We start from the raw sequence: 26,925 nt of genomic DNA, 5'->3' as shown, positions 1-26,925 counted from the left end.
TGTGACACTCACCGGACATTCCCTGATCGCCGGCCAGACCGTCGTCGGCGCCGGCAAAACAGCCTTCGGCTTCAACCCGGCCAGCAACGAACAGCTCCAGCCCGCGTACTCGCTGATCACCGAAGAGCAGCTGACGACGGCGACCTCCGCCGCCGCAGCAGCCTACCCGTCCTTCAGCACGCTGGACCCCGCAGCCCACGCAGCGTTCCTGGACGCGATCGCGGACAACATCGAAGCCATCGGCGAGGAACTGATCGTCCGCGCCGGCCAGGAAACCGGCCTGCCCGCCGCCCGCCTCACCGGTGAGCGCGCCCGCACCACCGGCCAGCTGCGCCTCTTCGCGGAGGTGGTCCGGCAGGGCGACTTCCGCGGCGTCCGCATCGACCCCGCCCTCCCGGACCGCGCGCCCCTGCCCCGGGCCGACATCCGCCAGCGGCAGATCCCGCTCGGTCCGGTGGCCGTGTTCGGCGCGAGCAACTTCCCGCTGGCATTCTCGACGGCAGGTGGAGACACCGCGTCCGCCCTCGCCGCCGGCTGCCCGGTGGTCTTCAAGGCCCACAACGCCCACCCGGGCACCGGCGAACTCGTGGGTCAGGCCATCGCCAAGGCCGTCAAGGACCACGGCCTGCACCCGGGCGTGTTCTCCCTGATCTACGGCCCCGGCTCCAGCATCGGCCAGGCCCTCGTGGCCGACCCCGCCATCAAGGCCGTCGGCTTCACCGGTTCCCAGTCCGCCGGCATCGCCCTGATGCGCACCGCCGCCGCCCGGCCCGAGCCCATCCCGGTCTACGCGGAAATGTCCTCGCTGAACCCGGTGTTTGTCTTCGAAGGTGCGCTGAGCGGTGCCGGCGGGAAAATTGACGCCCTCGCCGCCGCCTACGTCACCGCTGTCACCGGCAGCTCCGGCCAGCTCTGCACGTCTCCCGGACTCCTGTTCGCCCCCGCAGGCGAGCTGGGAGACAAACTCGCTGCCGCCGTCGGACGCGCTGTTGCCGCCTGCGCGGGACAGACCATGCTCACGGAAGGCATCGCCGGCTCCTGGAACGCCGGGGCAATAGCACTGGGCTCCGCGGAGGGCGTCACCGTGGTGGGCCAGGGCACCGCAGGCCCCACCGAAAATGCCCCCGCGCCCACCATCTTCGGCACCCAGGTCAGGGACTTCGTCACCAACCATGTGCTCCATCAGGAGATCTTCGGCGCCGCATCGCTGGTGATCCGCTACGCCTCCACCGGGGAACTGCTCGAAGCCATCGGCCGGCTCGAGGGCCAGCTCACCGCGTCGCTGCAGCTCACCGAGGCGGACTACGCGACGGCGGCTCCCCTGATCCCCGCTCTCGAGCAGAAGGTGGGGCGCATCATCGTGAACGGCTGGCCCACCGGCGTCGAAGTGGGCCACGCGATGGTCCACGGCGGCCCGTTCCCCGCCACGTCGGATTCGCGCACCACCTCCGTGGGCACGCTCGCGATCAACCGCTTCCTCCGGCCCGTCGCCTACCAGAACCTGCCGCAGGAACTGCTGCCGGCTTCACTGCGGGACGCCAACCCCTGGCAGCTTAACCGCCGGATTGACGGCACCGTTGTTCCTGCAGATGCCGAGGTCAGCGCATGAGCGCCCAGCCCACCATCGCCGGTATTGAAGTGGTGCCGGTAGCCGGCCATGACAGCATGCTGCTGAACCTCAGCGGCGCGCACGGTCCGTTCTTCACCCGCAACGTGGTCATCATTACCGACTCCGCGGGCCGAACCGGCCTCGGCGAGGTGCCCGGCGGCGAGAAGATCAGGGCCACCATTGAGGAAGCCGGCGCCCTGATCGCGGGGAAGCCGGTGGCCCGCTACCGCTCACTGCTGCGCGAAGTCGCGGCGGAGTTCGCCGACCGCGACGCCGGCGGCCGCGGACTGCAGACGTTCGACCTTCGCACCACGGTCCATGCGGTCACCGCCGTCGAATCCGCCCTGCTGGACCTGCACGGCCAGTTCCTTGGCGTTCCCGTTGCGGAGCTGCTCGGCGACGGGCAGCAGCGCACGTCGGTGCCCATGCTCGGCTACCTCTTCTTCATTGGCAACCACGCCCGGACGGATCTTCCCTACCTGGTGGAGGACGCGCCGTCGGACCGGTGGGAGAAGCTGCGCCGGCAGGAGGCCATGACGCCCGAGACTGTTGTGGCCCTGGCCGAAGCGGCGCAGGAACGTTACGGCTTCAGCGACTTTAAACTCAAGGGCGGCGTGCTGTCCGGCGACGACGAAGTGGATGTGGTCACCGCGCTCCACGAGCGCTTCCCCGATGCCCGGGTCACCCTTGACCCGAACGGCGGCTGGCTCCTGGAGGAAGCCATCCGGCTGGGCAAGCGGATGCAGGGTGTGGTGGCGTACGCCGAGGATCCCTGCGGCGCCGAGGGTCGATTTTCCGGCCGCGAGGTGATGGCGGAGTTCCGCCGCGCCACCGGCCTGAAGACGGCCACCAACATGATCGCCACGGACTGGCGGGAAATGTCGCACGCCATCCGCAGCAACGCCGTGGACATCCCCCTGGCCGATCCGCACTTCTGGACCATGTCCGGCTCCGTCCGGGTGGCACAGCTGTGCAACGAATTCGGCTTGACGTGGGGCTCGCACTCGAACAACCACTTCGACATCTCCCTGGCCATGTTCACGCACACGGGCGCCGCCGCACCGGGCGAAATCACCGCGCTGGACACGCACTGGATCTGGCAGGACGGCCAGGGCCTGACGAAGAACCCGCTGCAGATCAGGGACGGGGCCATCGCCGTTCCCGACGCTCGGGGCCTGGGCATCGAGCTGGACCGGGACGCCCTGGACAAGGCCCACGCGCTCTACCTGCAGCACGGACTCGACGCCCGGGACGATAGCGTGGGCATGCAGTACTACATCGACGGCTGGTCCTTCGATCCGAAGCGCCCCTGCCTGGTTCGCTAAGGACCTGGTGCGCTAGGAAGCTGGTGCGCTGACGGCCCGTCTGCATCAAGATACTTCCGCACGGCCGGTCCTCCTCCCAACGGGAGACGGCCGTGCGGAACTCCAACATTTGAATAGAAGGGCGCATTTGTGGGCGGCGTTGTATCCGGAATCCTGATTGTCTCCGCCGTCATTTTTGTGGGCTACCTTGCTGCGCGGTTGAAGATCCTCGGGCCTGAAGTCCAGGGCGCCCTGACCCGGACGGCCTACTACGTCACCAACCCGGCACTGCTCTTCACCGTGGTGGCTGGCAGCGATATCCGCGCCGCCCTGGGCACCGATGCCCCGCTGGCGCTGCTTTCAGCAGCGGTAGTGGGGCTTTTGTATGCCCTGGCCAGCCTCCTTTTCTTCCGACGCCCTGTGGCGGAGACCGCTGTTGGGGCCATGGCCAGCAGCTACGCCAATGCGAACAACATCGGCATCCCCGTTTCCCTCTATGCCGTGGGCACCGCGCAGCACGTGGCGCCCGTGCTTCTGGTTCAGCTCCTGGTGATGGCGCCGTTCTACCTCACGGTGATGGGGATGGCTTCCGGTGACAAGGTTTCGTGGAAGAAGATGCTCTTCACCCCGTTCGCGAACCCGATGATCATTGCCTCGGCGCTTGGCGTGCTGGTGGCCGTGACCGGCTGGACCGCTCCCGATCTCCTCCAGAAGCCCGTTGACATGCTAGCTGGCGGGGCTGTGCCCATGGTCCTGCTGGCTTTTGGCTTGTCCCTGGCTGGCCGTGCGCCGCTGCAGAAGGGCGACGGCCGGGTGGAAACCCTCGTGGCAACGTTCCTCAAAATTGTCGGTATGCCGCTGGTGGTGTGGGTGCTGGGCCGGTTTGTCTTCGGGCTGGAAGGGCAGCATCTTCTGGCCAGCGTGATCATGGCAGCGCTTCCAACGGCGCAGAACGTCTTCCTCTTTGCGTCGCCCTACGGCCGCGGCATGACGGTGGCGCGGGACGTCATCCTGTGCACCACCGTGCTCAGCGTGGGCGCGCTGATGGTGGTGGCGTGGCTGGTGGGCTAACTCTTGTAATACAAGTTGTCAGCTTATAGAATAAGTGTCAGGCGATGTTGCCCACCACTTTTCCAGGAGACCCCCACATGAGCACCGTTGACTTCATCCGGCACGTCAAACTTTCCACCGCACGCCTCCCGCTGGCCGTCCCCATCAGCGACGCCAAAGTCTTCACAGGCCGCCAGAAGCCCATGACCGAAGTGGTGTTCCTGTTCGCCGAGATCACCACCGAACTGGGCCACACCGGCCTTGGCTTCAGCTACTCCAAGCGCGCCGGCGGACCCGCCCAGTATGCCCACGCCAAGGAAGTTGCCGAGGGCCTGATCGGCGAGGACCCCAACGACATCGGCAAGATCTACACCAAGCTCCTCTGGGCCGGCGCCTCCGTGGGCCGTTCGGGCGTCGCCACCCAGGCCCTCGCCGCCATCGACATTGCCCTCTACGACCTGAAGGCCAAGCGGGCCGGCCTGTCCCTGGCCAAATTACTCGGCGCCTACCGCGACTCGGTCCAGACCTACAACACCTCCGGCGGCTTCCTCAACGCCTCCCTCGACGAGGTCAAGGCCCGCGCCACCATCCTGCTCGAGGAGGGCATCGGCGGCATCAAGATCAAGGTGGGTCTCCCGGACACGGCCGAGGACCTCCGACGCGTGGCCGGCATCCGCGAACACATCGGCTGGGACGTTCCCCTGATGGTGGACGCCAACCAGCAGTGGGACCGCGCCACGGCCCTGCGCATGGGCCGCCAGCTCGAGGAGTTCAACCTCATCTGGATCGAAGAGCCCCTGGACGCCTACGACTTCGAAGGCCACGCCCACCTCGCCCAGGTCCTGGACACCCCCATCGCCACCGGCGAAATGCTGGCCTCCGTGGCCGAGCACAAGGGCCTCATCAACGCCAACGGCTGCGACATCATCCAGCCCGACGCCCCGCGCGTCGGCGGCATCACCCAGTTCCTGCGCCTGGCCTCCCTCGCAGACGAACGCGGCCTGGGCCTGGCCCCGCACTTCGCCATGGAGATCCACCTGCACCTGGCCGCCGCCTACCCGCGCGAGCCCTGGGTGGAACACTTCGACTGGCTGGACCCGCTGTTCAACGAACGCCTCGAAACCAAGAACGGCCGGATGATCGTGCCGGACCGCCCGGGCCTGGGCGTGACACTCAGCGACCAGGCACGCGCCTGGACCACCGAGACGGTGGAGTTCGGCCAGTAACCTTGACTCCATGACCCGGAACCTGACCGCGGACCTCGCCGCCGACCTCCGCACCCGCATTGTGGATGGCGCCATCCAGCCGGGCGACAAGCTTCCCAGCGAGAACGCCCTGATGGGCGAGTTCGGCGTCAGCCGCACGGTGGTGCGCTCGGCGCTGACGCGGCTCCAGGCCGAGGGTCTCGTGGAAACCGAACGCGGGCGGGGCAGCTTCGCGCTGACCCCGCCCGACGACGGCCCCCAGCCGGTTCCGGGCAGCCGCCCGGTGGCCAGCGTCGAGGACCGCCTGCACCTGCTGGAGTTCCGGTTGGGCGTGGAGGCCGAAGCCGCCGCCCTGGCCGCCCGAAACCACTCCGACCGCCAGCTCCGGGCTGTGCACTCGGCCCTGGAACAGTTCGCGGCCAGCGCGGACCACCCCGGCCATGCCATGAAGGCCGACTTCGAATTCCACCGCGCCATCGCCGCCGCCTCCGGCAACCCCTTTTTCTCCGACTGCGTGGCTGCCTTGGGCCAGACGATGATCGCGATGCCGCGCACCCGTCTGATGACCGGCGTCGAACATTACGCGCGGGACCACTTCGACCAGGTGGTCCACGAACACCGTTCCATTGCCGCCGCGATCGCCGACGGCGACGAGGCAGCCGCTGCCGCCGCCATGCGGAGCCATCTGGCAAACTCCCGACGCCGGTTCAAGGCTTCGGTGCGGCCGCCCGCCTGAGCGCCGGAAGCCAGGCCCGGGGCCGGGCCAGGGCCAGCAGCCGTGGATCAGGGTACGTCGATCAGCTCCAGCAGCCGCAGGACCGCCGGGTTGGCCGTCTCTTCATTCCACGCCAGCTCCAGTTCCACCCGGTTCAGTTCCTGCATGCCGTGCCGGCCGTCGATCTCTCGGAACTCAACGCCCGCTGGCGCGAAGCCCATGGCCGAGGCAGGGACCAGAGTGACGCCCAGGCCGGCCTGGACGAACGCCAGCAGGGCTGGGACCTGGCTGGCGTACTGGGTGATGTTGGCGTGCGCGCCTGCGCTGGCGAACAGCCGCAGCACCAGGTCGTGGAAGTACCGGGCCTCCTTGGTGGAGTACATGAGCAGGGGAAGCCGGTCCAGGGACCCGAGCGGGAGGGGCTGGCCGGCCGGTGCCCCCATGGTCCCCAGCATTGTGCTCCCCTCCGGCAGCGCCACCACCAGGCGGTCCTTCATCAGGGACCGGGACGTGACCCCCGGCCGGGCCACGATGGGCCGCAGCAGGCCGATGTCCACGCTTCCCTTCACCAGGCCGTCCATCTGGTCCGTGGATACCAGCTCGCGGAGCACGAACGACACCCCCGGCATCCCCTCGGCCGCCCGGCGGAGCATCAGCGGCAGTGCACTCTGCCCGGCGATGGCCGTGTAGCCCACCGTAATGGTGCCCGCCTCCCCCGAAGACACCCGCCGCACATCGAGGTCGGTTTTGATGCACATGTCCAGGATCTGGCGCGCCCGCGGCAGCAGGGTGGCCCCGGCAGCGGTGAGTTCCACCTTCCGGCTGGTGCGGCCGAACAGCTGCGTCCCCAGCTTCTTTTCCAGGATCTGGATCTGGCGGCTGAGCGGAGGCTGCGTCATGTTGAGGCGCTCGGCCGCGGCACCGAAGTGCAGTTCCTCGGCCACGGCCACAAAGGCTTCTAACTGGGGCAGTGTGAACATCCATACCCTTACTGGATTGTTGAGTGCATAAATTGGCTTGGACTTGGATTGATAACCCCCCTTATGGTCGGTGAACAGAGCCGCTAAATCAACCCCCGCCCACCGAGGAGCACAGCGCAGTGGACCACGCATTCGATCCCGCCCAGCACATCAACCAGGCCACCGTCACCGGTGTCACCATCACGCCGGTGGCGTTCAAGGATCCGCCGCTGCTGAACACCGTGGGCGTCCATGAACCCTTCGCCCTGCGCGCCATCGTGGAGGTCCACACCGACGCCGGCGTTTCGGGCTACGGGGAAACGTACGGGGACGCCGGCCACCTGGCCCGCCTCCGGCTCGCCGCGGCTGCCCTGCCCGGCACCGACGTCTTCAACATCAACGCCATGCGCAACCTCATCACCCGGGCACTGGACGAGGACACCATCCAGGGCGGCCACGGGATGAGCGGCATGGTCACCGGCTCCAGCACGGCTGACCGGGTACTGTCCGCGTTCGACGTCGCCGCCCTCGACATCCAGGGCAAACTGGTGGGCCGGCCGGTCAGCGACCTCCTCGGCGGTGCCGTCCGTGACTCGGTGCAGTTCAGCGGCTATCTCTTCTACAAGTGGGCCCGGCACCCCGGCCAGGACGACGATGCCTGGGGCGCCGCCCTGGACCCGGCAGGGATTGTGGCGCAGGCGCGGACCATGGTGTCGCGGTACGGCTTTAGCGCGCTGAAACTGAAGGCCGGAGTCTTCCCGCCGGAAGAGGAAATCGCGGCAATCCAAGCCCTCCGGGCGGAATTCCCCGACCTGCCGCTCCGCATCGATCCCAACGGCGCCTGGACCGTAGAGACGTCAATCCGCGTGGGGAAGGAGCTCGACGGCGTCCTCGAGTACTTGGAAGACCCCACGCCCGGGATTGAAGGCATGGCGGCCGTCCGTCGCGAAGTGGGCATGCCTCTGGCCACGAACATGTGTGTGGTGAGCTTCGCGGATGTGGCCCCCGCTGTGGCGGCGGGCGCGGTGGACGTCATTCTTTCGGACCACCACTTCTGGGGCGGCCTCCGCCGGACCCAGTTCCTGGCCGGCATCACCGAGACGTTCGGCCTGGGCCTGTCCATGCACTCGAACTCCCACCTGGGCATCAGCCTCGCCGCCATGGTGCACCTCGCGGCGGCCACCCCCAACCTCGACTACGCCTGCGACACCCACTGGCCCTGGAAGGACCCGTCGGAGGACGTCATTGCCGGCGGCGTGTTCACCTTCGAGGACGGCGCGGTGAAGGTGCCCACCGGCCCCGGACTGGGCATCGAACTGGACCGCGACGCCCTGGCGCGGCTGCACCGCCAGTACCTGGACTGCGGCCTCACCAGCAGGGACGACACCGGCTACATGCAGCGGCTGCACCCCTCCTACGTCCTGCAGAGCCCGCGGTGGTAGCGGTCCGCTCCCCGGCGGGCACCGGTGCTGCCGTCGCGGACGGCACGGAATCCCTTCGGGTGGTGGTCACAGACCCCATCATCAGCAGGTTTGAAGACCTATTAAAGTCCGACGGCGGCGCGCACCGGTGGGACATGGCGGCGGCCTGGACTCCGGAACGGAAGCTGGACGCCCTGGCGGGTGCCGACGTCGTGGTTTGCTCATCCCTTAACGCCGCAGAAGCGGCGGCCGCCCAACGGGCACGGCTGGTCCACGTCACAGGCGCGGGCTACGACAAGATTTCCTTCCCGCACCTGGCCCCCGCCGCCGCGGTGGCGAACACCTTCCACCACGCGCGCCCCATCGCCGAACACGTCCTGATGGTCACCCTGATGCTGTCCCGCAACGTGGCTGCCTCCGACCGGGCACTCCGGAACGGGCAATGGAAAACCATCGCCACGGACGGCGGCGTGCCCTTCCATCCCGTCCTTGCCGACCTGACGCTGGGGCTGGTGGGCCTGGGGTCCATTGGCGCCGAAGTGGCCCGGGTGGCGGGCAGCCTCGGGATGAAGGTCCGCGCTGTCCGGCGCAACCCCGCCGCGCCCCTTCCGCCCGGCGTCAGCCCCGACTGGGTGGGCGGCCATGACGAACTCCACGCACTGCTGGCCGCGTCCGACGTCGTGGTGGTGACAGTGCCGCTGGACGCCGGCACGGAGGGGATGATCGGGCGGGCCGAACTGGACGCGATGAAGCCCTCGGCGTTCCTTATTAACGTGGCACGCGGACCCGTGGTGGACCAGGCTGCCCTGTACGCGGCTTTGAAGGGCGGGGACATCGCCGGCGCCGGCCTGGACGTCTGGTGGGGGCTGCCCGCGGACGGTGTGGTGCCGCCCGCCGAGCTGCCCTTCGGGTCCCTGCCGAACACCGTCCTGACGCCGCACCACTCCGGCCACGCCCGCATGACGTTCGAGCGCCGGGCTGCGGACATCGCCGCCAATATCGCGCTGCTGGCCAGCGGCGGGGAACTGCAGAACGTGGTGCGCCGGCCGGTCCCGGCAAAGTAGCTGCCTGGCTGCCGCTACGCGGCGGCCAGGATCAGCTGCGCCACCAGCAGCAGGCTTCCCACGGCGGATGCCCCGAGTACCAGCGCCTTCAGGCGTGTGGCATTAAGGAAGCGGTTGACGTAGCGGGAGGCCGCGTAGCCGCCGACGGCGGCGGGAACCATCCACAGCGCCAGCACCAGCATGTGCGACGTGACGGCGCCGTTGATCCAGAGCATCCCCATCGAAATCGCCGAACCCACCATAAAGAAGGCACTCATGGTGCCCCGCAGCCTGGGCCCGTCATGGCCCTGCCAGACCAGGGCCATCGGCGGGCCGCCGATGGAGGTTGCCGTGCCCATGATTCCCGAGGCCGCACCCGCAGCGATCAGGGTGGCCGGGACGGGACGGGGCGCCCAGCCGCGGAGCGCCAGCACCAGGCCGGCCAGCACCACTCCCGCCACCACCCAGGCCAGCCCCTCCCGGGACAATGCCGTCACCAGCCACGCGCCGAGGAAGCTACCGGGGATCCTGCCCGCCAGGGCCCAGCCGGTCCCCCGCAGGTCCAGGCTCTGCCGCTCCCGGACGGTGACCATCACGGTGAGGAGCAGGGCCAGGAGGATCAGGGTGGCGGGCAGCAGCGTCGGATCCACCATGGCGATCACTGGCGCGGCGAGCATTCCCATGCCGAAGCCGCTGGATGCCTGCAGGCAGGCCGCCAGGAAGATCGCGGCGGCGATGATGCCGTATTCGGCGCCCGTCACCGGGCGGCGACGGGTGTGGCTCCGGTGATGGCTGCCGCGACGCCGGTGAGGCCCTTGATGCTGTCGAGCGGGAAGTGGCATTCGGCCAGGTGCCGCCGCCCGTCCGGGGCCGTGAGGACCTGCGGTTCGGGCGCGGTTTGGGCGCATACGTCCTGGGCCTTCCAGCAGCGGGTCCGGAAGCGGCAGCCCGACGGCGGATCCAGCGGTGAGGGCAGCTCGCCGGTGAGCACGATCCGGTCGCGTTTGGCGCCGGTGACGTCGAGTTTGGGTGAGGCGGACATCAGGGCCGCCGTGTAGGGGTGCCGGGGGTGGTCGAAGACTTCCTCGGTTTCGCCGGTTTCGATGATCCGGCCCAGGTACATGACGGCCACCCTGTCTGCCACGTGCCGGACCACTGTCAGGTCGTGGGAGATGAAGATGTAGGAGACGCCGAGTTCCTTCTGCAGCTCGTTGAGGAGGTTCAGGACCTGGGCCTGGACGGAGAGGTCCAGGGCGGAAACCGGCTCATCGAGGATGATCACATCCGGGTTGAGGGCCAGGGCGCGGGCAATGCCGATCCGCTGGCGCTGGCCGCCGGAAAACTCCTGCGGCGACTTCCGGGCGTCGGACGGGCGCAGGCCCACCATCTCCAGCAGTTCCCTAACCCTGGCTTCGCGGTCCCGTGCCGTGGGGTACAGGCTGCGGTGCGTGGCCCAGGGTTCGGCGATGATGTCGCCGGCGCTCATCCGCGCATTCAGCGACGCGAACGGGTCCTGGAAGACCATTTGTACCCGACGCCGCCAGGCGAGGAGTTCCTTGCCCTTGAGCCCGAACGGGTCGGTCCCCTCGAAGGTGACGGTGCCTTTGTCGGGTGTTTCGAGCATCATCAGGGTCCGGGCAAGGGTGGATTTGCCGCAGCCGGACTCACCCACCAGGCCCAGGGTCTCACCGCGGCCCACGCTCAGGCTGATGCCGTCCAGGGCCTTGAGTTTCGTGTTGCCGCTGGCACTTTTGGCCACGTGGAAGGTTTTGGTCAGGCCGTTTATGGCCAGAAGCGGTTCAGGCATTGCTGATCTCCTCGCTGAAGTGGCAGGCCACGGTGCGGGCCGCGCGGACTGTTGCGCCGCGGTCGTTCGCTGCGGCGCCCGCGGTGACTGTTCCGTTCGTTCCGTCCGCAGCCCCGCCCACCTGCCGCAGTTCAGGGCGCTGGGCACGGCAGATGTCCTGGACCAGGGGGCAGCGGGACTGGTAGACGCAGCCGGCCGGGATGTTGTGGAGTTCCGGCGGGCTGCCGGGGATGGACTTGAGCTCGGCGCCGCGTTCCAGGTGGGCCGGCACCGATTCGAGCAGGCCCTGGGTGTACGGGTGGCGGGGGTCGGTGAAGACCTCGGCCACGGGACCGCTTTCCACCACGTTTCCTGCGTACATCACGGCCACGGTGTCGGCTTCCTCAGCCACCACGGCCAGGTCGTGGGTGATGAGGATGACGGCCATCTGGCTTTCCTCGCGCAGGGTCCGCAGGAGCTGCATGATCTGCGCCTGGACAGTGACATCCAGGGCGGTGGTGGGCTCATCGGCGATCAGCAGCTTAGGGTTCAGGGCCACCGCCATGGCGATCAGGATGCGCTGGCGCATACCGCCGGAGAACTGGTGCGGGTAGGACTTGACCCTGGATTCCGGCTCGGGGATCCCCACGCGTTTCATCAGGTCGATCGCTTCCGCGCGGGCCTGCTTGGCGTTCATTCCGCGGTGGATCCGGAACGCCTCACCCAGCTGGGTGCCCACCGGATACACCGGGTTCAGTGCGGTCAGGGCGTCCTGGAACACGATGCCCAGCTCCGGTCCGGCAAACTTCAGCCGCTCCTTGGCGGTCAGCGCGGCCAGGTCGGTGCCGTTGAGGACAATGCTGCCGTCGGCAAGGTCGCAGACCGGATCCATGATCCCGGCAAGGGCCTTGGCGGTCATGGACTTGCCGCAGCCGGATTCGCCCAGCAGGGCGAGGGTTTCCCCGGCGCGGGCCTCAAACGCCACGCTGTTGACTGCCCGGATAGCGCCGCGGCGTGTCCGGATGTCCACGGCGAGGTCCCGGACCTGCAGGACCACCTCGTGGGTTTTCGCCTGCACCGGGGCAGTGCCGGCCGCGGACTCTCCGTGCCGGGCCGGGGCCTGTTCGGTAGCTGATTTCACGGCTGTGCCTCCTTGGCTGGAATACGGGCGATCAGCCGCTTGCGGGGAAGGGCCAGGCGCCAGCGCTGGGCCGGGTCGGTGGCGATCCGCAGCCAGGCGGCGAGGACGTTCGCGGCGATGGTGGTCACCACAATGGCAACACCAGGGAAGATGGACAGCCACCAGGCTGTCTGCAGGTACTGCCGGCCCTGGGAAACCATCAGGCCCCAACTGACGTCCGGTGGCTGGATCCCGATGCCGAGGAAGCTCAGCGAGGACTCGGCCAGCATGACGTAGCAGAATTCCAGCGTGGCCAGGGTCAGCAGGGTGGGGAGCACAACGGGAATGACGTGCCGGACGATGATCGCGTTCGGCTGCGCACCGAATGTCCGCGCGGCGTCCACAAACGTGCGGCTCTGCAGTTCCGCCGATTCGGCGCGGGCAGTGCGCAGGTAGATGGGGATGCGGGTCAGTGCCAGGATCAGAACGATGTTCGCGGCGCTTGGGTTGAAGACGTAGAGGACCACGACGGCGAGCAGCAGCGACGGGAAGCTCATGATCACATCGGCGATGCGCATCGAGACGTTCTCGCGCCACCCGCGGTGGTAACCGGCCCACACACCCCACAGCGAGCCGATCACCAGGGCCACGGCCACGGCCGGCAGCGCAACGGACAGTGTGGTCCGGCTGGCCACCACCAGGCGGGCCAGCATGCTGCGGCCCAGGGAATCGCTGCCCAGGAAATACTCCCACCCGTGGGCGAGCGTAAACGGGGCCATGTTGGCAAACAGCAGGTTCTGCTTGGTGGCCAGGTCGCCCATCAGTGCGGGGCCAACCAGCGCGGTCAGGCCCACCAGGACCAGGACCAGCGCGGAGACGGTGGCGAAGCGGTCCTTGAGCAGGAGCCGGAGGAGGCTCAACTTCCGGTCCTGGTCGCTGCTCTCCTTACTGTTCCGTTGGGCAGCGGGTATGCCGGCTGTGGCCTCCCGGGCTTCCGGCGGCTGCTCCGCGGCCGTGCCCTTCGTCATTGAATTCTGCATGGCTACTCCTAGGCCTTGACCGTGACCGGCCGGACGCGTGCGTCCAGCAGCGCGTACCCCATGTCGATAAGGATGTTCAGGGCAAATATGGCGACGGCGGTCAGCAGCACCGCAGCCTGCAGGACGGCAAAGTCCCGCTGCAGGATGGAATCAATCATCAGTTTTCCAATCCCCGGCCACCCGAAAATGGTTTCCACCACCACGGCGCCGTTAACAAGGCCCACTGTCAGGTCGCCGGCCACGGTCAGTGCCGGCGCCCCGGCGTTGCGCAGTGCGTGGCGGGTCACCACCCGGAACTCACCTGCACCGCGGCTCCGTGCCAGCTTGATGTAGGGCTCGGACAGGGCGGACACCATGGAGCCGCGGACAATCTGGACCAAGACCCCGAACGGCCGCAGGAGCAATGTGGCGATCGGCAGTACCCAGGCTGTGGCCCCCGACACCCCGGAGGTCGGGAGCCAGCCCAGGGAAATGGCGAACACCCAGATGCCCACGATCGCCAGCCAGAAGTCCGGAATGGAAGCGGCGGCCATCGAGATAAAACTTGAGATGCGGTCCGCGACGCCGTTCGGCTTCAGCGCCGCCCAGCAGCCCACCACCAGCGCCAGCAGGATGGCTAGCAGCATGGTGGTGGCGGCCAGCTGCAGGGTTGCAGGGAATGCCCGCAGCGCCATGGCCGCCGCATCCTGGCCTGTCCGCAGGGACTGCCCGAAGTCGAGCCGCAGGACTCCGCCGAAGTAGTCGGCCATCTGCACCAGCAGGGGCTGGTCCAGGCCGTTGCGGGCCGTGAAGTCGTCCCGCATTTGCTGGGTGGCGTTCAGCGGCAGGTACAGGCTGGCCGGGTTTCCGGTCATGCGTGCCAGGGCGAACACTCCGACGATCACCACTACCAGGGGCAGTGCGCTGGAGGTAATCCGCTTTCTCAAGTAGATCAGCATGGCTGTCCTTCTCTTCCGGGGGGCCGGGCTAGCTGGCCGGGGTCATTTCCGAGACACGCAGCTCGTCGCCGCTGGAAGAGTTGGGCTTGTAGTTGACGGACTTGGCCTTGCCGATGATGCCGGTCTGGTGCGAGATATGGGCGAACTGGACAATCTTGTCGTTCTGGTAGGCGAAGATGTTCTCGAAGTCCTTCTGCCGCTCGTCACCCGAGGCGGCGTCCGCCTTCTTGATCATGGCGTCGAACTCCGGCGTGCCGAAGTAGCTCTGGGCTCCGGTGGAGAGCATGTACTGGTCCACGGTGAAGGCGGCGTCGCCGGCCTGGTTGCCGTGTTGGGTCATCAGTGCCACGGCGCCTTCATCTGCGGCGAATGGGCGGACCTGGTAGGTCAGGTGCTGGCTGGTTTCGAGCATCTTCAGCTTGACGTTGAGGCCGGCCTGGCTGAGCTGTTCCTGCAGGACCTGGCCCAGCTCGGTGATCTTGGGGAACTGGGCGCTCCGGACCACCAGCGAGATCTGCTTGGAGGTGTCCACTCCCGCAGCCTTGGCTTCGGCCACCAGTGACTTGGCCTTGTCCAGGTCGAACGGCCAGCCCTTGAGTTGGGAGTTGTGCCCCACTACACCTTCGGGGACCAGCTGTGCGGCCACCTTGTGCTTGCCCTGGTAGAGGGAGTTGACGATGCCCTCCTTGTCGATGGCGTAGTTGATGGCCTGGCGGACACGGATGTCGTTGAGCGGTGCCTGGTTGCCATCCAGGCGCAGCGCCACGGTCTCGTTGTTGGGGTAGTCAACGCCGAGGTCGCCGATGTTGTCGTCGGGGCTGAGGCCCATGGCAACGTCAGCTTCGCCGCTGGTGATCATGGCTGCGCGGACCGAACTCTCGGAACGCCACTGGTACTCCGCTTTGGCGTAGGCGGGTTTGTCTCCCCAGTAGCCGTCCCAGCTTGCCAGGGTGATCTTCTGGCCCGCGTCCCACTTCTCGATCTTGTAGGGGCCGGTGCCGATCGGTTCGCGGACCTTGGCCGTGGTGCTGGTGGACGGCGGAACAACCTCGAGGAAAGAGAGTCGGAGCGGCAGGATGGGGTCGGGCTTGGGGGTGGTGACGGTCAGCGTGGTGGCGTCCACGGCGTTTACCGCGAGGTCTGCGTCGCCGAAGACGTAGCCCTCCACGTTGCAGCCGAGCTTGGAGTTGACGGCACGGTTGATGGTGAAGGCGGCGGCCTCGGCGTTGAACGGGGTACCGTCCTGGAACTTCACGCCTTCCCGGAGCTTCAGGGTCCACTCCGTATCGCTGGTGGCCTTCCATTCGGTGGCGAGCTTGGGCTCGAGGTCACCGGTGGCGGGGTTCCGCTCAATCAGCGGCTCGGTGATGTTCGAGCGCACCACCACACCGGTGGAGGTCAGGTTCGATTCGCAGGCTTCCAGGGTGGGAGGTTCCTGGCCGAGCACCACGCGCACCGTGGTGCTCGAGGCCGCGCCGGCGTCGGAATTTGCTACTGAACAGCCGCTCAGGCCCAGCACGGCAACGGATGCCAGGGCTGGCCACTTCAGCAGGGCGGCGGTCAGTTTGGGCTTTGAAGAAGACATCATTGGATTCCTCCGGTTGGCTGATTGCGGCAGCGGGGCGCTTCGGTGCCGATTGGATGGGGCGCCGGAACGGGTGCTTCAGGCCGCGCTGGACTCAAGCTAATTGAGGGCAGGAGGCATCACAAGGCTTCAGGGCGGCCCCCACACCGCCGTGGAGAGGTGGACCCGGGCTCAACGTCCCTGTGACTGCTGCCACTCGGTCCGGAATTCCGCGCGGTTCCGGCGGACTCGCACCATCAATCCACTATGGGCATCGATCCATGCCATTTGCATGTTGGACGCGTATGGATGGGAATCCTAGGGTGCAGGTATGAAGAACATCGCCGTCCTCCAGGTAGGGCCCCTCATGCCAGCCGTCCAAGACTCCATCCGGAGCGAGTACAACACCCTCCGGCTCCCCGACGCCGGGACCGAACGGGAGGAATTCCTCCACCAGCAGGGCGCGTCCGTCGAGATCGCGGTCACGTCCGGGAAGTTCGGCGTCGGCACGGAGCTGATGGGCGCGCTGCCCAACCTCCGCGCGGTCATCAACTTCGGCGTCGGCTACGACACCACCGATGTTGCGCAGGCAGCCGCACGCGGGATCACGGTGAGCAACACTCCCGATGTCCTCAACGACTGCGTGGCGGATACCGCCGTCGCACTTTACCTGGACGTCCTGCGCCAGGTAAGCGCGGCGGACCGCTTCGTCCGCCGCGGTGACTGGCTGAGCAAGGGCAACTACCCGCTGGCAACGAAGGCCAGCGGAAAGCGGGTGGGCATCCTCGGGCTGGGCAGGATCGGTCGGGTCATCGCCCGCCGGCTGGAAGGCTTCGACTGCGACATCAGCTACCACAGCCGGAATCCAGTGGCCGGTGTTGGCTATGAGTACAAGGCCTCCCCCGTGGAACTGGCCGCAGGCTGCGATGTCCTGATTGTCGCGGCGGCGGGCGGTCCGGAATCGGCCAGGCTGGTCAACGCCGAAGTCATCGAAGCGATCGGGCCCCAGGGCTACCTGATCAACATCGCCCGGGGCTCGGTGGTGGATGAGGACGCCCTCGTGGCGGCCCTGCTGGCCGGGCGGCTGGCCGGAGCCGGACTGGACGTCTTTGCGGACGAGCCCAAGGTGCCGGAAGACCTCCTGGGCCTCGACAACGTGGTCCTGCTCCCGCACTTGGGCAGCGGCACGCACGAAACAAGGGCGGCCATGGCCGAACTCACCCTGGCCAACCTGCGTCAGTTCGTAGCTGACGGGACGGTCCTGACGGCCGTGGAGGCCTGAGCCCGCCTGCGCTGGTCTACTTCTTGAAGGAACGCCGCGTCACGCCGACGCCGGCGCCTGAACGGGATGCGCCGACGTCGGAAGCCCTGCAGAGCCGGCAAGTCGGCAAGCCAAAAAAACAAGAGAACCCCGGTCCGAAGACCGGGGTTCTCTGTATATCAATTGCGTGCGCGAGGGGGGATTTGAACCCCCACGCCCTTTCGGACACTGGCACCTGAAGCCAGCGCGTCTGCCGTTCCGCCACTCGCGCGCAACTTCTTTTCCTCGAATCGCGGCCGGTTTCCCGGATCCGCAACCTTGTAAAAGCAGCGAGATCAAGCATAACGGATGTCTGCCGCAAAACACTAATTGAGCCCGAACGGCCCCCGCAACGCACTTCCTACAAGCCCCGGATGCCGCGGAAAAACGAACTTTTCCGGCCGCCCGGCCGATGGCGATTAAGGTCATTCTCAGGGCTGCCCAGTAGTATCTGATGTAGTAGTGCCCGCCGCTGCATTGCGGAGCACCGAGTACTTACCTGCGCTGCCGGTTGAGTTCCGGAACGAAGACTGCCCCGTAGCCGGGGGGAAAGGAGAAGCACAGTGGGATTGCTGGACAAGGTCGAGCGTGGCATCGAAAAAGCCGTCCGCGGTGTCTTCTCCACCGGCTCGCGGGCGCAGGTTGAACCGGTCGAAATCGCCAGCCGCCTCCGCCGCGAACTGGACCACAAGTCCCTCACCGTTTCGGCCGGCCGCACGCTGGCCCCGAACGTGTTTGACGTCCAACTCAGCGATAACGACTTCAGCAGGGCACAGGAGTGGGGCACCCCTCTCGCTGAGGAACTCTGCGATGTTGTCATCAACCACGTCCGCAGCCAGGGCTACACACTCCAGGGGCCAGTGCGGATTTCGTTCCGACGGGCAGAGGAACTGCGCGCCGGCGACTTCGAAATTGTCTCGTCCACCGAGAAGTCTTCCAGCGGCTCCGGCTCCCCTGCGCCCCGGCCCCATCTCCCGGCCGCGCCCACCCGCCAACCCACCCGGATGCAGCCCGTCCTGGACATTGACGGCCAGCGATACTCCCTGAACGCCCCGTCCATCGTCCTGGGACGCTCTTCGGAGGCCGACATCCTGGTTGATGACACCGGCGTTTCACGGCGCCACCTGGAGATCCGCACCGAAGGCGGCGTGACAAGCGCTGTCGATCTCGGCTCCACGAACGGCAGCTACGTCAACGGCCACAAAGTGGCGGGCAGCACCGAACTGACCGACGGCTCCACGATCACGATGGGACGGACAAAGATCATCTTCCGCCTGCTCCCCGCCAGCACTGGTGGCCGCCCATGAGCGACATGAGTGAACTGACCATCACCGCCCTGCGGTTTGGTTTCCTGATCCTGCTCTGGGTCCTGATCTTCAGCATCGTCTCGACCATGCGCCGCGATCTTATGGTGGGCCGGAAGGCTGCCGCGGGCACGCCCACGGCGCGTCAGGTCCGCAAGAATCCGGACCTGGCCGAGGCTCCCCCGCAGCCGGTCAAACAGCAGGCGCACCAGCTGGTGGTTATCGAGGGACCCCTCAAAGGCACCACGCTCCCCCTGGCCGCCAGCCCCATCCTGTTGGGCCGCGCGCAGGAAGCGACGCTCGTGTTGGAGGACGATTATGCGTCAGGCCGCCACGCGCGGCTATTCCCGCAGGGCAGCCGCTGGTTCATCGAGGACCTTGGTTCCACCAACGGCACCTACCTGGCCGACCAGCAACTTACCCGGGCGCTGCCCGTTGAGCTTGGCGTACCCGTGAGAATCGGCAAGACGGTCATTGAATTGAGGCCATAGCCAATGGCCGATGAAACCCCCGCAGATGAGGCCAAGCCCGCACAGCGGCCCCTGATCATGCGCTATGCGGCACGCTCGGATGTGGGCCGCATCCGGGCCAAGAATGACGATTCTGCCTACGTCGGCCGGCATCTGGCAGTGGTCGCGGACGGCATGGGTGGCCACGCGGGCGGCGACGTCGCCTCGGCCGCCACGGTACTGGACATGCTGCATCTGGACCACGGCGATTATGACGGCGATGCTGTCACCGTTCTTGCCGACGAAATCCAGACGGCCAACTCGCTGCTGTCCGAACTGGTGCACATCAATCCCAAACTGGCCGGCATGGGCACCACCGTTACCTCGCTGCTGCTCGCCGAGGGCAAGCTGCATATCGCCCATATTGGCGACTCCCGCGCCTATCGCCTGCGTGACGGCGTATTTGAGCAGGTCAGCGTGGACCACACGTTCGTCCAGCGGCTCATCGACGAAGGCCGGCTGCGGCCCGAGGAAGCCGAAACCCACCCCCACAAAAACGTCCTCATGCGGGTCCTTGGGGATGTGGATGCCAGCCCCGAACTCGACGTGGACACCATGGACGTGAAGCCCGGGGAGCGCTGGCTGCTCTGCTCGGACGGTCTCAACTACGTGGCCGGACATGTGGTGGAGCGCACCGTCAGGGAGACCAAAGACCTCCGCGAATGCGTTGAGACCCTGGTCAACCTCACCCTTGAGGCCGGTTCACCGGACAACGTCACCGTGGTCATGGTGGAAATTGTGGAAGAAACGCCCGACGACGTCAGTACTGCCGCCGTCGACGTGGTACCTCCCGCTCCGGTCATGGAAGCCGCTACCGCGGATAGTGCCGTCGAAACCGCCGCAGCAGCCGCTGCCGAGGGCGAAGCCCCGCGGCCCGCGGAGCCTGCCGCCGGGAAGCCGGACGCTGCTGAACAGTCGACATCCACAGACCCCCACCTGGGTGAACACCTCTCAGCCGAGGTGCTTCGCCAGGAGCTGTCTTCACGGCCGCACGAACTCGTCGGCGCGGCAGCCACCGCCGCGGCGTCCGGCTCCATTCCCACCATCGCGGGCCGAACCGTGGCCAGGCGCGCGGCCACCGTCCTCACCCACAAGGCCGACACCCCGGCGACCGATGACGCAGAGGAAATCCTGGAACCGGCCAAGCCACGGCGCTGGGTCACCTGGTCCATCGCGGCCTCGGTCCTGCTGGTGCTGACCGTGGGGCTCTGGCTGGGCTATGCCTGGACCCAGACCCGCTACTACATCGGGGAGTTCGATTCGCGTGTCGCCATCTACAACGGTGTCTCGCAGCGGCTCGGACCCATCCAGCTTTCAACCCTTGAGGCCGTGACGGAGATCCGGATGGATTCCTTGCCCCAGTTCTCCCAGCAGCGCGTGCGCCAGACAGTTCCGGCGCGCGACCTTTATGACGCGCAGCGGATCGTCAAGAATCTCGAGGGCACCGGCACCATCGCGCCCGCCGATGAGTGCCTCACCGCATCGCCCACGGCAAGTGCCGCACCAACGGCCCCCGCCACAGCCACCCCGCCGGCGCCGTCTCCGGATACCTCCAATCCGGCGGCCGCGCCCACCCCGTCCCCATCCGCCAGCCCGACGGCCCTCTGCGGGGTGGGTCAGTGAGTCAGCTCAACACCGTTCCCAAGCCACGACGCAACGTGGAACTCCTGCTGGTCCTGCTTGCCCTTGCCGTCGGCATCGGCGCCAACATGATGGTGGGCGTGGACAAGCAAAAAGCGTTCGACTCGGATTTCTGGTTCCAGTCCAGCCTTCTGGCCATGGCTGCCTTGGCGTTCCACGTGGTACTGCGCATTCGCGCAAAATATGCCGATCCGGTAATACTTCCGCTGGTGGTGGCACTCAATGGTTTGGGCCTCGCCATGATCCACAGACTGGACGCCCCCGGAGACGATACAGGGAACAACCAGCTGCGTTGGACCCTCATCGCCATGGCAGTGGCCATCGCTGTGATCTGGTTCCTCAAGGACCACCGCATGCTGCGCCGTTTCACCTATATCTCCCTCGCTGTCAGCGCCCTCCTGCTGATCCTTCCGTTGGTGCCGGGAATTTCCGCCGGAGAGATCCTGGGCGCGCGCGTCTGGATCAGGCTCGGCCCCATGACTTTCCAGCCCGGCGAAATTGCCAAGATCACCCTGGCCATATTCTTCGCCGGGTATCTTTCCTCCAACCGGGACCTCATCCTCCTCGCCGGCCGCAAAATCGGTCCCCTGCAGTTCCCCCGGTTCAAGGACATGGGCCCCATGATCACCGCATGGCTGGTGAGCATCGGCGTGCTGATCTTCCAGCGCGACCTCGGGTCCTCCGTGCTGTTCTTCGGCCTGTTCATCGTGATGATCTACGTGGCTACCAGCCGCATCAGCTGGGTGGTTATTGGCGTCGCCCTGCTGCTTGGCGGCGGCTTTGTAGCGGCACAGGTCTTCTCGCACGTGGCGCTCCGGATCGACGGCTGGCTAAACGCATTCACCGATGAGGTGTACGGACGGCAGTTCGGCAGCAGTTTCCAGATCGTGCAAGGCCTGTTCGGGATGGCCAGCGGCGGCCTGGTGGGTACCGGACTGGGCCAGGGCAGGCCCAACCTCGTCCCCTTCGCGAACAGCGACATGATCATTGCATCGCTGGGCGAAGAGCTGGGCCTGATCGGGCTCTTCGCCGTCGTGATGATGTACGTGCTGCTGTTCACCCGAGGCTTCCGGGCCGCGCTGGGTACGCGGGACGCGTTCGGAAAGCTGTTGGCCTGCGGGCTGTCCTTCGCGGTGGCGTTGCAGTGTTTCGTCGTCATTGGCGGTGTCACGCGGCTGATTCCGTTGACCGGCCTCACCACTCCGTTCCTGGCGGCCGGCGGGTCCTCGCTCCTGGCCAACTGGATCATCGTGGGCCTGTTGCTGATGATTTCGCACTCTGCCCGCGGCCCGGTCGACACAACACCCCTGCCCCCGGGGAACGAGACGGAAGCGGAAGCAAAAGACAAACCAACCGAGGCGGTGAAACCCCTGTGAACCAGGCCATCAGGAACTCATGGGTCGCGGCCATCGCGCTGTTTGCGCTGCTGTTCGGCGCCATTAGCTACGTCCAGGTGGTGGGCGCGGATGATCTCAAAGCCAATGCCTGGAACAACCGCGCCATCCTGCAGGACTACTGCAACGACCGCGGCGCCATCATCGTCGGCGGAAGCCCCGTGGCCGAATCCGTTCCGGGGTCCGAACAATGCGGATTCCAACGGACCTACCCCCAGCCTCAGCTCTACGCCGGCCTCACGGGATACTTCTCGCAGAACTACGGCGCCACCGGGCTGGAGCAGGCCATGCGCGACCAACTGGCCGGCAGCTCCGACCAACAGTTCCTGGACCGCGTGGGCCAGCTCTTCCTGGGCAACCAGCCGAAAGGCGCCTCGGTGGAGCTCACCGTGGATCCAGCCATCCAGAAACTCGCATACGACCTGATCCCGGACGGCCAGCGCGGGTCCATTGTGGTCACCAATCCCAAGACGGGCGCCATCCTCGCCATGGCCTCCAAACCGTCCTACGATCCGAACCTCATCGCCACGCAGGACCCCACCGCGGAAGAAGCCAACATCAATGCGTTGCTTAAGGTTCCCGGCATCAACCTGAACCAGAACGTCAGCGGCCCCACGGGTGAGCTGCTCGCCCCGGGCTCCGTTTTCAAACTCGTGACCACCGCGGCGGCCCTGAACTCCGGCAAATACAACAAGGACAGCGAGCTGCCCAACCCCGCCCAGCTGCCCTTCCCCGGAATCAGCTACACGCTGCCCAACTACGCCGGCGGCAACTGCTACACCCGGGACACGGCCACCTTTGCGTTCGCCCTGCAACAGTCCTGCAACACGCCATTCGCCAGCATCGCCCTCGATCTTGGCCGGGATGCCATCGCCGAGCAGGCAACCAAGTTCGGCTTTGGCCAGGACGTAGGCGATCGGCTCAAGCTCGGGTATGCCAAGGGCAACGGCTTCCCGGACAACCTGGATGCACCCGGACTGGCCCAATCGGTCATCGGCCAGAAGGACGTCCGGGTCACGCCGCTGCAGATTGCCATGATGACCTCAGCCATCGCCAACAACGGCGTCCAGATGAAACCCAGCCTGGTCAAGACGCTGCGGTCCCCGGATCTGCGGGTCATCGATGAGCCGAAGCCGGAAACACTCCGCACCTCCACCAGTCCGGAGATCGCCAAGCAGATCACCGAATGGATGGCCAGCGCGGTGAGCCAAGGCATCGCCGGCGGCGCGAGCGTCCCCGGTGTCCAGGTTGCCGGCAAGACCGGCACCGCTGAACTGGGGAACGGGCTGAACAACTCCTGGTTCACCGGGTTTGCCCCCGCGAACAACCCGCAGGTGAGTGTCACCATCGCCATGGAAGGCGTGGACATCGCCACCGGCGCAAAGCTAACGAGTCCGAATGCGAAGAAGATTTTTGAGGCGGTGTTGAATAAGTGAGGCCAACAACGGGAATCACCCTCGGCGGCAGATTCCAGCTGACCACGCGGATCGCGATCGGCGGGATGGGAGAGGTCTGGAAGGCCAAAGACCTCGTCCTGGGCCGAATCGTCGCCATTAAGGTGCTGAAGGAGGAGTACACGGGGGATCCCGGCTTCCTCCAGCGCTTCCGCGCCGAGGCACGGCACACTGCGCTGCTGAACCACGTGGGCATCGCCAACGTCTTTGACTACGGCGAGGAGGAAGGCTCGGCCTACCTTGTGATGGAGTTGGTCCCGGGCCAGCCGCTGAGCAGCATCATCGAACACGAACAGGTCCTGTCTCCGGACCGCACGCTGTCGATGATCGCCCAGACCGCCCGTGCCCTGTCAGTAGCCCACGCGCAGGGCCTGGTGCACCGCGACATCAAGCCCGGCAACCTGCTGATCACCCCGGACGGCCGCGTCAAGGTCACCGACTTCGGCATCGCCCGTCTTGCCGACCAGGTGCCGCTTACCCAGACCGGTCAGGTGATGGGTACCGCGCAGTACCTCGCCCCGGAGCAGGCCACCGGCCAGGTGGCCACGGGCGCCTCGGATATCTACGCCCTCGGTGTGATCGGCTACGAGTGCCTCACAGGGCACCGGCCGTTCTCCGGTGAATCGCAGATCGCCATCGCCTTGGCCCAGGTCAATGACGCCCCGCCGCCGCTGCCTGAGTCCCTGCCCAAGCCCGTCCGCGCGCTCCTGATGTCCATGCTGGCCAAGGATCCCAAGAACCGCCCGGCCAACGCAATCAAGCTCTCCGAGGCCGCCGAGGCCATCCGGAACGGCGATATCAGCGCCGCACACGCCGCGGTTCCCGGCATGCTGCTGTTTGAAGCAGCCACCGGCCCCATTACCGCACCGGTGGATATTGCCACCGCACCCACGGGTGTCATCAGCCAGAAGGACAACAGCACGACGTCGACTTCCGCACTTCCGGTGCTTGGCGCCGCGGCCGCTGGAGCCGCCGCCGGTGCCGCCGCGGCAGGTGCAGCCGACGCGGCTGAAGACGGCCCCGCCACCACCGCCATGACCGGAGCCGGCAGCACGCTGTCACGGGCGGACGCGCTGGCAGCGGAGCGCAGTTGGGTGCAGGAAGAAGAAACGTACGACGACGAGCCGGCCGACGAGCCCGAGCGTCGCGGGCGCAGTCCCTGGACCTGGCCGCTGATCGCCTTGATCGTGCTGGTGCTGTTCGCCCTGGTGGGATTCTTCCTGACCCAGCAGGGGATTTTCTCCCCGGCCAAGGACACCGCCACAACCTCTGCATCGAGCAGCGCGCCGTCCCCCAGTGCCAGCCCCACCAGGACCTCACAGTCCGCGACGCCCACGCCCACCCAGTCCAGCGCCACGCCTACTCCCACCCCGGAAACGGTGAATATCATTCCCGAGGCATATCTCGGCAAGGACTACCGGACGGTGCAGTCGCAGCTGTCCGCCATGAATCTGGACGTCACCATCCAGTCCCAGATTGACCCCAACTCCACGCCGGATTCCGTCATCGCGCTGTCCCGGACCGGACGGGTGGAAGTCGGGACTCCGGTGACCATCACCTACGCCGTCGCGCCGGCTCCGATCCCGACGCAGACCACTCCGGCGCCCCGTCCGACAACTGCCCAGTCGCCCTCGGCAGCTCCTGCCCTGGCCACCTGCAACCCCGGCCAGCTGCCGGGAACTCCTCCTACCTGCGCCCCGTAACCGCTGGAACCACACGTGAACGATTCACCCCGCACACCGCTACACCGTGAGGACAGCCTCCCGGTGGATAACCAGCGTGTCCTGAGTGGACGCTACGAACTCGGCGGGCTGATCGGCCGCGGGGGAATGGCGGACGTCCAGCGGGGGCTGGATACCCGGCTTGGGCGCACCGTGGCAGTGAAGATGCTTCGCCCGGATATGGCCCGGGATCCGCAGTTCCGGGCCCGGTTCAAGCGCGAGGCGCAGTCCGTGGCCGCCTTGAACCACCCGTCGATTGTCGCCATCTACGACACCGGTGAGCACGCCGTTCAGGACGGTTCCGAGGACAGTGTCCGGGTGCCCTACATCGTGATGGAGTTCGTGGAGGGCAAGACGCTCCGCGACCTGATCCGGGCCAAGGAAATCAGCATCGACCAGGCCATCGATTTCTGCCTCGGGGTGCTCGGGGCACTCGAATACAGCCACAAAGCCGGCATTGTCCACCGCGATATCAAACCCGCCAACGTGATGTACTGCGAGGGATCCAATTCCGTCAAGGTCATGGACTTCGGGATTGCCCGCGCCATGGCCGATTCGGCCGCCACCATGACCCAGACCCAGGCCGTGGTGGGTACCGCCCAGTACCTCTCGCCGGAACAGGCCCGCGGCGAAACGGTGGATGCACGCAGCGACCTCTACTCAGCGGCGTGCCTGCTCTATGAAATGCTCACCGGCCGGCCGCCCTTTGTTGGGGACAGCCCGGTATCAGTGGCCTACCAGCACGTCCGCGAGATCCCCGAGCCTGCCAGCAGCCTGAACCCCGACGTGACGCCCGCTCTCGACAGCGTACTGGCCAAGGCCCTGCAGAAAAACCGCGACGACCGCTTCCAGGATGCCGCAGCTTTCCAACGTGCACTGCGTGCGGCCAGGGCAGGGGTGGCGGTGGCCGCGCTCCCGGCCTCCGAGGCGCCCACCGACCCCAACGACCACGTCCCCACGCCGATGCCCGCACCCGCCACCGAGGCGTTTTCGGTAACCGGTGCCAGTTTCCTCGACGACGCCCCCACCGGGCGTTATGAACTCACGGACATCGACGACGGCGGCATAACAGTTCCCGTGCAGTCGTTCGCTGAGCCGCGGGTCGAGGACGAGATGCCCTTGGGCCTCCCGCCGGAACGTGAGCGCACCGCACGGCAGAAGTCCCGCCGTCGTACGTGGATCGCCACGCTCATCGTCTTCACGCTGCTGGTCCTGGCCGGCGGCGGCCTCTGGTTGTTCCAGATCATGAACCAGCCTCCGCCGCCACCCGTCAAGGTGCAGATACCCGCGGTCACGTCCATGACGGAATCTGCGGCACTGCAGGAACTTTTCGGCGCCAAACTCCGTCCGAGGAGCCAGCGCGTCAAACATGACACCGTCCCGGCGGGAACGGCCATCGGTACCGATCCGGCCGCCGGAACGTCAGTGGATCCCAATGCCGAAGTGATCCTGAATATCTCGGATGGCCCCGCCGCCGTGAAAGTCCCAGACAACCTGCCGGGCCAGACGGAGGCCGCGGCCCGGGATATCCTGCGGCAGACCGGCCTGGTGGGGGCCCCGTCAACAACGGAAACCAACAGCGCCACGGTGCCCAGGGGCAGGGTCATCACCACCAGCCCCGCACCGGGCCAGACGGTTGCCCCGGGAAGCACGGTGGAGATCGTGGTGTCCACCGGCAAGGTGGCCATGCCCGAGCTGCGCGGCCGCACCCGTGCGGAGGCGGAAGCCGCGCTAAAGGACCTTGGCCTGGTACCCAACGTCCAGGAAGTGGAGAACTCGGAAGTCGAGGCCGGCCGGGTGACGGACCAAAGCGACCCGGCCAACGCCGCAGTGGATCAGGGCAAGACG

At 66.9% G+C, this 26,925-nt stretch carries 22 protein-coding genes and 1 tRNA gene; 15 read left to right on the top strand and 8 right to left on the bottom strand.

All coding sequences use genetic code 11. The annotated features are described in order from the left end of the window. Window position 1: 1 nt before the first annotated feature. The 5 genes from NQJ30_RS12630 (at window position 2) to NQJ30_RS12610 (ending at window position 5,904) form a co-directional block, all read left to right on the top strand. Window positions 2–1,609 (top strand): aldehyde dehydrogenase (NADP(+)), encoded by a 1,608-nt coding sequence (locus NQJ30_RS12630; protein ID WP_255770277.1) that lies wholly within the window; start codon window positions 2–4, stop codon window positions 1,607–1,609. Next, the gene (locus NQJ30_RS12625) at window positions 1,606–2,934 is read left to right on the top strand and encodes an enolase C-terminal domain-like protein (protein WP_255770276.1); all 1,329 of its coding nucleotides are present in this window, start codon (window positions 1,606–1,608) and stop codon (window positions 2,932–2,934) included. Before NQJ30_RS12630 ends, NQJ30_RS12625 begins: the two co-directional genes overlap by 4 nt. Window positions 2,935–3,063: 129 nt before the next feature. After that, the gene (locus tag NQJ30_RS12620; protein WP_255770275.1) at window positions 3,064–3,984 is read left to right on the top strand and encodes an AEC family transporter; all 921 of its coding nucleotides are present in this window, start codon (window positions 3,064–3,066) and stop codon (window positions 3,982–3,984) included. A 77-nt stretch (window positions 3,985–4,061) separates the two neighbouring features. Next, entirely contained in the window at window positions 4,062–5,189 is a 1,128-nt protein-coding gene (locus NQJ30_RS12615) for an L-talarate/galactarate dehydratase (protein WP_255770274.1), read from the top strand. A 10-nt stretch (window positions 5,190–5,199) separates the two neighbouring features. Then, window positions 5,200–5,904, top strand: a complete 705-nt coding sequence (locus NQJ30_RS12610; protein WP_255770273.1) for a FadR/GntR family transcriptional regulator — start codon at window positions 5,200–5,202, stop codon at window positions 5,902–5,904. A gap of 47 nt (window positions 5,905–5,951) precedes the next feature. Here NQJ30_RS12610 and NQJ30_RS12605 read toward each other — a convergent pair whose 3' ends face one another. Beyond that, window positions 5,952–6,863: a LysR family transcriptional regulator gene (locus NQJ30_RS12605; RefSeq protein ID WP_255770272.1), complete on the bottom strand. Its 912-nt coding sequence runs from the start codon at window positions 6,861–6,863 to the stop codon at window positions 5,952–5,954. Between the two features lie 119 nt (window positions 6,864–6,982). Between NQJ30_RS12605 and NQJ30_RS12600 the strand changes: the two genes are divergently transcribed. Next, complete coding sequence (locus NQJ30_RS12600) at window positions 6,983–8,284, top strand: glucarate dehydratase family protein (protein WP_255770271.1); 1,302 nt, start codon at window positions 6,983–6,985, stop codon at window positions 8,282–8,284. After that, window positions 8,278–9,327: a 2-hydroxyacid dehydrogenase gene (locus NQJ30_RS19060; RefSeq protein WP_255770269.1), complete on the top strand. Its 1,050-nt coding sequence runs from the start codon at window positions 8,278–8,280 to the stop codon at window positions 9,325–9,327. The genes NQJ30_RS12600 and NQJ30_RS19060 overlap by 7 nt, the downstream gene beginning before the upstream one ends. Window positions 9,328–9,341: 14 nt before the next feature. On the opposite strand, the gene NQJ30_RS12590 is transcribed toward NQJ30_RS19060, so the two are convergent. From NQJ30_RS12590 to NQJ30_RS12565, 6 genes are read right to left on the bottom strand one after another with little or no spacing between them, the layout of a single operon-like run. Continuing rightward, window positions 9,342–10,067 (bottom strand): sulfite exporter TauE/SafE family protein, encoded by a 726-nt coding sequence (locus tag NQJ30_RS12590; protein WP_255770268.1) that lies wholly within the window; start codon window positions 10,065–10,067, stop codon window positions 9,342–9,344. Continuing rightward, on the bottom strand, window positions 10,064–11,113 hold the full coding sequence (locus NQJ30_RS12585) for an ABC transporter ATP-binding protein (protein ID WP_255770267.1): 1,050 nt from the start codon (window positions 11,111–11,113) through the stop codon (window positions 10,064–10,066). The genes NQJ30_RS12590 and NQJ30_RS12585 overlap by 4 nt, the downstream gene beginning before the upstream one ends. After that, on the bottom strand, window positions 11,106–12,233 hold the full coding sequence (locus tag NQJ30_RS12580) for an ABC transporter ATP-binding protein (protein WP_255770266.1): 1,128 nt from the start codon (window positions 12,231–12,233) through the stop codon (window positions 11,106–11,108). Before NQJ30_RS12580 ends, NQJ30_RS12585 begins: the two co-directional genes overlap by 8 nt. Further along, window positions 12,230–13,252 carry an ABC transporter permease gene (locus NQJ30_RS12575; RefSeq protein ID WP_255770265.1) on the bottom strand — a complete coding sequence of 341 codons (1,023 nt, stop codon included), beginning with the start codon at window positions 13,250–13,252 and terminating at the stop codon, window positions 12,230–12,232. Before NQJ30_RS12575 ends, NQJ30_RS12580 begins: the two co-directional genes overlap by 4 nt. A gap of 8 nt (window positions 13,253–13,260) precedes the next feature. Continuing rightward, window positions 13,261–14,190, bottom strand: coding sequence for an ABC transporter permease (locus NQJ30_RS12570; RefSeq protein WP_255770264.1), 930 nt, complete (start codon window positions 14,188–14,190; stop codon window positions 13,261–13,263). A 28-nt stretch (window positions 14,191–14,218) separates the two neighbouring features. Then, window positions 14,219–15,778 (bottom strand): ABC transporter substrate-binding protein, encoded by a 1,560-nt coding sequence (locus NQJ30_RS12565; RefSeq protein ID WP_255770263.1) that lies wholly within the window; start codon window positions 15,776–15,778, stop codon window positions 14,219–14,221. A gap of 307 nt (window positions 15,779–16,085) precedes the next feature. On the opposite strand from NQJ30_RS12565, the gene NQJ30_RS12560 reads away from it, so the two are divergent. After that, entirely contained in the window at window positions 16,086–17,036 is a 951-nt protein-coding gene (locus NQJ30_RS12560; protein WP_255770262.1) for a 2-hydroxyacid dehydrogenase, read from the top strand. 167 nt (window positions 17,037–17,203) lie between these two features. On the opposite strand, the gene NQJ30_RS12555 is transcribed toward NQJ30_RS12560, so the two are convergent. Further along, window positions 17,204–17,286, bottom strand: a tRNA-Leu gene (locus NQJ30_RS12555). A 331-nt stretch (window positions 17,287–17,617) separates the two neighbouring features. On the opposite strand from NQJ30_RS12555, the gene NQJ30_RS12550 reads away from it, so the two are divergent. From NQJ30_RS12550 to pknB, 7 genes are all read left to right on the top strand, one after another. Then, window positions 17,618–18,361, top strand: a complete 744-nt coding sequence (locus tag NQJ30_RS12550; protein WP_255770261.1) for an FhaA domain-containing protein — start codon at window positions 17,618–17,620, stop codon at window positions 18,359–18,361. A gap of 5 nt (window positions 18,362–18,366) precedes the next feature. Further along, window positions 18,367–18,849 (top strand): FHA domain-containing protein FhaB/FipA, encoded by a 483-nt coding sequence (locus tag NQJ30_RS12545; protein ID WP_255770339.1) that lies wholly within the window; start codon window positions 18,367–18,369, stop codon window positions 18,847–18,849. Window positions 18,850–18,852: 3 nt separating this feature from the next. Beyond that, window positions 18,853–20,490 (top strand): PP2C family protein-serine/threonine phosphatase, encoded by a 1,638-nt coding sequence (locus NQJ30_RS12540; RefSeq protein WP_255770260.1) that lies wholly within the window; start codon window positions 18,853–18,855, stop codon window positions 20,488–20,490. Beyond that, window positions 20,487–21,884, top strand: coding sequence for an FtsW/RodA/SpoVE family cell cycle protein (locus tag NQJ30_RS12535; protein ID WP_255770259.1), 1,398 nt, complete (start codon window positions 20,487–20,489; stop codon window positions 21,882–21,884). The genes NQJ30_RS12540 and NQJ30_RS12535 overlap by 4 nt, the downstream gene beginning before the upstream one ends. Continuing rightward, on the top strand, window positions 21,881–23,338 hold the full coding sequence (locus tag NQJ30_RS12530) for a peptidoglycan D,D-transpeptidase FtsI family protein (protein WP_255770258.1): 1,458 nt from the start codon (window positions 21,881–21,883) through the stop codon (window positions 23,336–23,338). Before NQJ30_RS12535 ends, NQJ30_RS12530 begins: the two co-directional genes overlap by 4 nt. Continuing rightward, entirely contained in the window at window positions 23,335–25,059 is a 1,725-nt protein-coding gene (locus NQJ30_RS12525; protein WP_255770257.1) for a serine/threonine-protein kinase, read from the top strand. Before NQJ30_RS12530 ends, NQJ30_RS12525 begins: the two co-directional genes overlap by 4 nt. Before the next feature lie 15 nt (window positions 25,060–25,074). Next, the coding region (gene pknB / locus NQJ30_RS12520) for a Stk1 family PASTA domain-containing Ser/Thr kinase (RefSeq protein WP_308215222.1) at window positions 25,075–26,925 on the top strand (1,851 nt) is incomplete at its 3' end.

The sequence above is a fragment of the Pseudarthrobacter sulfonivorans genome, from assembly GCF_024391045.1.
In the GTDB taxonomy this organism is placed as follows: Bacteria; Actinomycetota; Actinomycetes; order Actinomycetales; family Micrococcaceae; genus Arthrobacter; species Arthrobacter sulfonivorans_B.
This window is presented reverse-complemented; position numbering and strand designations above follow the sequence as displayed.

What these genes read in the sequence shown, in the direction of transcription:
- NQJ30_RS12625 (WP_255770276.1), top strand. Translation starts at nt 1,606, where the DNA reads ATGAGCGCCCAGCCCACCATCGCCGGTATTGAAGTGGTGCCGGTAGCC.
- NQJ30_RS12615 (WP_255770274.1), top strand. Translation starts at nt 4,062, where the DNA reads ATGAGCACCGTTGACTTCATCCGGCACGTCAAACTTTCCACCGCACGC.
- NQJ30_RS12610 (WP_255770273.1), top strand. Translation starts at nt 5,200, where the DNA reads ATGACCCGGAACCTGACCGCGGACCTCGCCGCCGACCTCCGCACCCGC.
- NQJ30_RS12605 (WP_255770272.1), bottom strand. Translation starts at nt 6,863, where the DNA reads ATGTTCACACTGCCCCAGTTAGAAGCCTTTGTGGCCGTGGCCGAGGAA.
- NQJ30_RS12585 (WP_255770267.1), bottom strand. Translation starts at nt 11,113, where the DNA reads ATGCCTGAACCGCTTCTGGCCATAAACGGCCTGACCAAAACCTTCCAC.
- NQJ30_RS12575 (WP_255770265.1), bottom strand. Translation starts at nt 13,252, where the DNA reads ATGCAGAATTCAATGACGAAGGGCACGGCCGCGGAGCAGCCGCCGGAA.
- NQJ30_RS12570 (WP_255770264.1), bottom strand. Translation starts at nt 14,190, where the DNA reads ATGCTGATCTACTTGAGAAAGCGGATTACCTCCAGCGCACTGCCCCTG.
- NQJ30_RS12565 (WP_255770263.1), bottom strand. Translation starts at nt 15,778, where the DNA reads ATGATGTCTTCTTCAAAGCCCAAACTGACCGCCGCCCTGCTGAAGTGG.
- NQJ30_RS12560 (WP_255770262.1), top strand. Translation starts at nt 16,086, where the DNA reads ATGAAGAACATCGCCGTCCTCCAGGTAGGGCCCCTCATGCCAGCCGTC.
- NQJ30_RS12545 (WP_255770339.1), top strand. Translation starts at nt 18,367, where the DNA reads ATGAGTGAACTGACCATCACCGCCCTGCGGTTTGGTTTCCTGATCCTG.
- NQJ30_RS12540 (WP_255770260.1), top strand. Translation starts at nt 18,853, where the DNA reads ATGGCCGATGAAACCCCCGCAGATGAGGCCAAGCCCGCACAGCGGCCC.